Source organism: bacterium (assembly GCA_022616075.1).
GTDB lineage: Bacteria > Acidobacteriota > HRBIN11 > JAKEFK01 > JAKEFK01 > JAKEFK01.
In genome coordinates this window covers 1-5,959 of sequence record JAKEFK010000199.1, presented here as the reverse complement: position 1 = coordinate 5,959, position 5,959 = coordinate 1, and the positions used below count along the sequence as shown (strand labels likewise).

Here is a 5,959-nt window from a genome sequence, read left to right as displayed (position 1 = left end):
GTAAATCTACGCATCGTTGCGTTGAGTCCCTCTTTGAAAAGCATAAGTAACTCTTTTCAAGTATCAAGATTACAGTTTGCTGATGTACAGTCGCTCACTCTAATGGATGGGTCTCAGCTATTCATGATTTGGGAACGCAGTGGTCCCGTCCTGTACCGGCTAATTGCCCACTAAGGCAGAATGGGCAGGGAAAAATACGAAGGTTTTAATTGCGCCGAACTCCTTGATGTGTTCAAGCCCCGGCATCAACTTCGTTTCTCCGCGCAGCGCGATATAGTTATTTGCTTGCTCTGTAAGCAGAATGTAATGGCCTCACGTGATCGAATTCTTTAGCAATCTATGTACCAGAATTACATCAATACCGGAGAGCTCCAGAAAGTTCCCAATCTTATAGAACAATGCTTCGCCACTATGCGCAATGATCTTTAAAGTAAGTCTGTGGATGTTTTTGCACGCACCACAGGAACAGGTAATTGATTCAGCCAACGCAGAGAGTCTGGTTTGGAATACTTCAAAAAAGCTCAAAAGTTTTTCTCCGATCAGCTCTTTTGTTAATAGCGATGGCAAAACATCAAGGTTTCTTGGCAGGTACATGAATATGGCGTCGCCTTCTAACTTTGAAATTTCCAAAGGAATCTCTACCAGCTGAATGATGGATCGCAATAATTCTGTAATGATTGTCTGGCTGTGCTCAAGGTCCCGTCTGTTAGAAATCATGAAAGAGGTGTAGCCGCTGATGTCAGCTATGATCAGAAGCGCTTTTTTCAAATCCGCTTTCATTTATTTCAATATCCTTCTAGTACCTGGGTGGTGCCTCGTTCCCTGATGTAACTGTAATTGTTCCTGACTGCGCTATCCCGTGAACTCGGCAAAAATAAGGGAAGGTTCCTGACTCCATGAATCGGAACTCAAAAGTCGCTCCTTTATTCTGTACGGGGCTATCAAAGATTGCGCCGGCATTAGATCCAGGCGATCCACTTGTAACAGTATGAGAATTGTTGCCATTCCACACCCATTTGACTGTCGTACCTGTGGATACGGCAACCTCTTTCGGAGAAAAGAAATTATCACCTACACTGACACTAGTCTGCGATGGGGCTCCGCTTGCAAAGAAAAGCGCAGCACGGACACGGAATTTTGTATTTGTGTTATTCGTCTCGGAAACAGGTGCCGTCGAATCTTCCCATACAGCCAGGACATTTCCGGTTTGCGGGTCGTAGGATGCCGTTGCATTTCTGGAGTTGGTCAGAAGGGAAGCGGCCACCTGGAACGGCTGCTTCAGCAACGCTCCGGTCGCCAGATTGAACGCAGCTGCTTGCACTTGATTTGCGCGCGTCCAGACACCAATGAATTGTCCATTGCGGGAGTCCAACAAAATATTTGTCTGCTGACTGTTTGCATCAGCAGCGCCAGGAATTGTCTTTGTGCCGGATGCGAAATTACCGTTTGCGGAGATCTTGCGGTACTTGAGTGCAGAGTTGTCGCTCCATAAAGCCAATCCAGATCCTGAATCAGTAAAACTCGCATCAGCCATGCTGCTTAATCCCGCAGTGGAAGGCTGGAATTTTAGCGGTGCAGGGCGCAGTAAAGTGGCATCCGGCTTCACCAGATAGCCCAGGAGCGAGGCACTTGATGACGTCGTTTCCAGAACTAGTGCCATTAAATTTCCGTTTTTCTGATTCGCTGAGATATTCAGGTTGGTAAATGTTTTGCCTGGAGTTGCTGTTGCAAGAACACGGCTCTCTGATGTTGGTTTTCCAGCAGAATCCAATACGCGATTTTTCAGAACTCGGCGGGCTGCACCATCCTGTGTGCTCAACCAAAAAATCAAGAATTTCTTGCCTGAAGGATCGTAGGCAAGCCGGGGATTCGTGTTGCTTACATCTGCTTCGATCAGATTGGGAGATCCTTGCCGGACCAGGTCTTTGTTGAAGAATTGCACTTGGAGTCCCTTCGTGTTTTCAAAGGCCAGCAGGTAGGTATAGTTAACGGAATCATAGGAGATATCGAAATTCTGTTCTGCCGCCGTCACTCCGCTTACTAAAAGTTTTTGTCCGTGAGATGTTCCTTCCGATGTTACGAAACGTCCGATAATCTTACCTGGATTTCCCTGGCGCCAAGTTACAAGCCAGAGATGTTTAAAGGAATTTCTGATGACGCGAGGGGAACCGGGAATAGTGGAAAAAGTAGGTGACAGAGTTAACGTCTTCAGGGTCTTCTGCCCAAAAACTACTGCATTAGAAGAGACAAGCATCACTAGAATTAAAAGCACTTTGATACGCATGAATCACTCTCCTGATGTCATAACGTGAACATCAAATCCACAGTGGATACAAAAAGCACGGATGATGTTTCACCTCTACTATTAGGTTTCGTAAAGAGTGATCGATCTTGCTCGGTATGTAAGCCAGAATACAAACCCTCGAATTCGGGCCTCTTCAAACGTATCGAATCCTAATGAAATGAATAAAAAACTTTTTAAGGAGGACCTATGAAAAAGTTTATTTCTTTTGCCTTATTGTTGCTGGTTGCCGGCGTTTTTGTAGCGGTGGCTGCAGATAAGGATCAAACGTTTGAAGGAACGCTGGTGGACTCCAAATGTTACGTGAGTTCGAACGGACAACTGAAAGGAAACGACCATATGGGAACAGCAAAATGTGGCACCATGTGTGCTAAGCAAGGGATCCCGGTTGCTTTGGTAGATTCAAAAAACACAACTCATGTGATTTTTGGTCCATCAATCAAGATGGCGGATTACATCGGGCAGGAAGCTCGAATCACTGGAAAGCTAGAATCTAACACCGGCGGTATTATACCCACCAAAGTTGAAGTGAAAAAGAATGGGCAGTGGGAGGAGATAAAGCTCGGCGCAGATATGGGATAAAGACATCGATGTAACTCAGTGCTGGGGCAGCTTCCTGGGTTTTTAGCTGCCCCGGCCTGTTCTCTTATTTTGAAAAAAATCCAATTCTTAAAGAATAAACCTATGAATCGAAGAAACTTTCTTGCAAAGTTAACTCATTTTTTTTCGTTGGCGCTGGGCGCGTTGATCGCTCTTCCTGTCTTCCGGTTCCTATTGGAAAGCCTGAAAGAACAAAGTGATTCAAGTTGGGTTTCTATCTCAAGCGCGGATGCCAACATTGCAACAGATGAGTTCGTCCAGATCAGTTTCAAACGGCTGGTACAAAATGGATGGACTCGTCAACTTGTAGAAGAATTGGTTTGGGTTCGAAAGAAGGCGGACGGCTCCTTTATTGTCTTTAATCCTCACTGCACCCACTTGGGATGTGCTTTCGGCTGGAATTCCAATTCGAAAGAGTTTCAATGCCCATGCCATGGCGGAAAATTCGATCGGGATGGAAAAAGAATCGCGGGACCACCTCCGCGTCCTTTAGACAGGTACGAGACAAAAGTCGAGAATAATGTGCTGAAAATTGGAAAACTGATGAAGGCTTGATATGAAAATAGCTCGGATACTCCGAATGCCGGGGGAATGGTTTGAAAATCGCCTTGGCCTCAAAACGTCTGCTCAGGAATTCTTGCAAGAACCGCTGCCTGACAAAATTGGTTGGGCACATGTTTTCGGAAGTATGCTGCTTATCCTATTCCTGATCCAATTGGTGTCCGGCGTGCTTCTCAGTTTCGTTTACTCACCATCACCGGAAAACGCACATGCCTCCCTTCGTTATCTGAGTGAAGAAATGAAAGGAGGCGCATGGCTGCGTGGAATCCATCGCTGGGCTGCTTATCTGACGGTGGCTGTTCTTGGCCTTCATTTGCTCCGCACCTTTGTCTATGCCGCTTATCGCAAGCCGCGTGAAGCAACCTGGATTGTTGGAGTGCTACTGTTGCTTTGTGTACTCGCGTTTGCGCAAACTGGGTTTCTACTTCCCTGGGATCAAATGGCATATTGGGGAACTGAAGTAACTATTCGGATTATCAGTACCGCTCCGCTTCTTGGTCCTAAGATCGGACTCCTCCTGCGAGGTGGAACAACTATAGGCAGCTTTACATTGAGCCGCTTCTACAGCTTGCATACAGTGATCCTGCCCTTAATTACTGTTCTGCTTATCCTTGCTCATCTGTTCTTGATTCGGAGGTATGGAGTCACAGCTCCTTGGTCAAATACTGAAGAAAGCGTTCCAAGAAATACGCCTTTTTACCCGTTTCAAACGGTAAGAGATTCAGCAGCAATGTTAGTAATTGTAGTGATTGTCTTTTTCCTGGCCGCACTTCTTCCTGCCGAGTTGGGAAATCCTGCTGATCCATCCGATAACTCAATTGTTCCGCGTCCTGATTGGTATTTTCTATTCCTATTTCAGTTGCTCCACTATTTCCAGGGGAAATGGGAAGTGATCGGAACTTTTGTTCTGCCAAATTTGGGAATTCTACTTCTATTATTGATTCCGTTTATTGACCGCAATCCCAGCCGGAAGTTGAGCCGGCGGCCAGTTGCGATAATTCTGCTTGTTTTTGCAATTTGTAGCTGGGGATTCTTAACGTACGCAGCTGTTGTGCAAAGACCGGAAGAAAAAACAAAGCAATCTCCAAGAGGACTGGCTGTATCGCGGTCAGAGAGAGTAAAACGTCCCAGCGAAGTCGGAGGCATTTATGTCCTTAAGCAGCGCTGCCTGGAATGCCATGCAATGACAGCAGCAGGCAACAGACCTTTACAGATTCTTGCCCGAAACCAGTTTCCCTCAGGAGGATCCTGGTTAAAAGATCATCTGGAAAAAAACGGACGAGATGCGAGTCTGTCCAACGAACAAGTAAACGAGTTGATGTCCGTCTTGCAGATTGTGACGGATGATCATCCACACTTACTGTATACAATTCCAAGACCGGTTCGTTTCGGTGCCCACACTTTTTACACAAATTTCTGCATCAATTGCCATACGATTGACGGCCAGGGGGGCAAGAAAGGACCGGATTTAACGATCCGCCCGCTACGCTCCAAGGAATGGCATATTCAGCACATTCGTGATCCACAGTCTGTGACTCCCGGTTCGAAGATGCAGGAATTTCCCGATTTTAGCAATGCCGAATACTCAGCTCTGGCCGATTACCTTTTATATTTGCATCTACCGTAATCTTCTTGAACCATTCCGTAAGAACTGTAGCTAGGACACGACAAGAAAAGGAAGAGGTGTGCCACCAGCGATTAGTGACCCAGATTACATGTTGCATGAAGCAGGCCGGAAGGAAAAGGAACCAACTACATAGGGATGAATTTTCAAACGTATCCCTTTGAACGATATAGACAAAATGGAGGATTTAAGAATGCAATCGAATATTTTAGTAGGTATTTTAGCTGGCATAATCGCTGGTTTGGTTTTTGGAATGATGATGCAAATGATGACCGCCCCAACACCGGATGGAAACGAAATGCCAATGATGGCCATGGTAGCAAAAGTAGTTCATTCCGACAGCATGATTGTCGGCTGGCTTTATCATCTTTTTAACAGCGCGTTCATTGGCGGTCTGTTTGCATGGTTGTTTGGAAAACGGATCACAAGTTACATGAATGCCACTGGTTATGGAGCAGCTTACGGATTTGGCTGGTGGATCCTGGGCGCATTGATCTTGATGCCATTGTTGCTCGGTATGCCTGCTTTTGCCCCTCTCATGATGGAACCGATGCGACCGGTAGCAATGGGCAGTCTGGTCGGGCATCTTATCTATGGTGTGATTCTGGGTGCCGGGTTTTTATTACTGAAGACACGTCATTATCACGCTGCGCATCCATCTAAGCTATAGCAATACGAGTGATCTTTAACGAGAAAAGTAGCTAGTACTCAAGTAATTGTATTGCAACCAGAATCGCCTTAATTCTTCGTGGTTTGATGGAAGTTTTCTACACTCAACTTCGGTGGGGAGCTATTTTGCGACTGCTGTAATATCCCCGAAATACGGACTTCGTCTCCTGCAACTACCGCTTTCTGAAATTCCGTGTCCTTTG

The 5,959-nt window shown here is 46.0% G+C and carries 6 protein-coding genes; 4 read left to right on the top strand and 2 right to left on the bottom strand.

Annotated elements, in window-relative coordinates:
• Window positions 1–312 precede the first annotated feature (312 nt).
• Both L0156_15900 and L0156_15895 read right to left on the bottom strand, forming a co-directional pair.
• Window positions 313–780: a DUF2652 domain-containing protein gene (locus L0156_15900; GenBank protein ID MCI0604477.1), complete on the bottom strand. Its 468-nt coding sequence runs from the start codon at window positions 778–780 to the stop codon at window positions 313–315.
• Window positions 781–796: 16 nt separating this feature from the next.
• The gene (locus L0156_15895) at window positions 797–2,284 is read right to left on the bottom strand and encodes a plastocyanin/azurin family copper-binding protein (protein ID MCI0604476.1); all 1,488 of its coding nucleotides are present in this window, start codon (window positions 2,282–2,284) and stop codon (window positions 797–799) included.
• 207 nt (window positions 2,285–2,491) lie between these two features.
• Here L0156_15895 and L0156_15890 point away from each other — a divergent pair, with 207 nt between their 5' ends.
• The 4 genes from L0156_15890 to L0156_15875 all read left to right on the top strand — a co-directional run bounded on the left by L0156_15890 (window position 2,492) and on the right by L0156_15875 (window position 5,757).
• Window positions 2,492–2,884: a hypothetical protein gene (locus L0156_15890; protein MCI0604475.1), complete on the top strand. Its 393-nt coding sequence runs from the start codon at window positions 2,492–2,494 to the stop codon at window positions 2,882–2,884.
• Between the two features lie 102 nt (window positions 2,885–2,986).
• Window positions 2,987–3,457 (top strand): Rieske (2Fe-2S) protein, encoded by a 471-nt coding sequence (locus L0156_15885; GenBank protein MCI0604474.1) that lies wholly within the window; start codon window positions 2,987–2,989, stop codon window positions 3,455–3,457.
• Window position 3,458: 1 nt separating this feature from the next.
• Window positions 3,459–5,090 carry a cytochrome b N-terminal domain-containing protein gene (locus tag L0156_15880; protein ID MCI0604473.1) on the top strand — a complete coding sequence of 544 codons (1,632 nt, stop codon included), beginning with the start codon at window positions 3,459–3,461 and terminating at the stop codon, window positions 5,088–5,090.
• 190 nt (window positions 5,091–5,280) lie between these two features.
• Window positions 5,281–5,757 carry a hypothetical protein gene (locus L0156_15875; protein ID MCI0604472.1) on the top strand — a complete coding sequence of 159 codons (477 nt, stop codon included), beginning with the start codon at window positions 5,281–5,283 and terminating at the stop codon, window positions 5,755–5,757.
• Window positions 5,758–5,959: the final 202 nt, after the last annotated feature.

Coding starts and splice junctions, on each gene's coding strand:
- L0156_15900 (MCI0604477.1), bottom strand. CDS start 780: ATGAAAGCGGATTTGAAAAAAGCGCTTCTGATCATAGCTGACATCAGC.
- L0156_15895 (MCI0604476.1), bottom strand. CDS start 2,284: ATGCGTATCAAAGTGCTTTTAATTCTAGTGATGCTTGTCTCTTCTAAT.
- L0156_15890 (MCI0604475.1), top strand. CDS start 2,492: ATGAAAAAGTTTATTTCTTTTGCCTTATTGTTGCTGGTTGCCGGCGTT.
- L0156_15885 (MCI0604474.1), top strand. CDS start 2,987: ATGAATCGAAGAAACTTTCTTGCAAAGTTAACTCATTTTTTTTCGTTG.
- L0156_15880 (MCI0604473.1), top strand. CDS start 3,459: ATGAAAATAGCTCGGATACTCCGAATGCCGGGGGAATGGTTTGAAAAT.
- L0156_15875 (MCI0604472.1), top strand. CDS start 5,281: ATGCAATCGAATATTTTAGTAGGTATTTTAGCTGGCATAATCGCTGGT.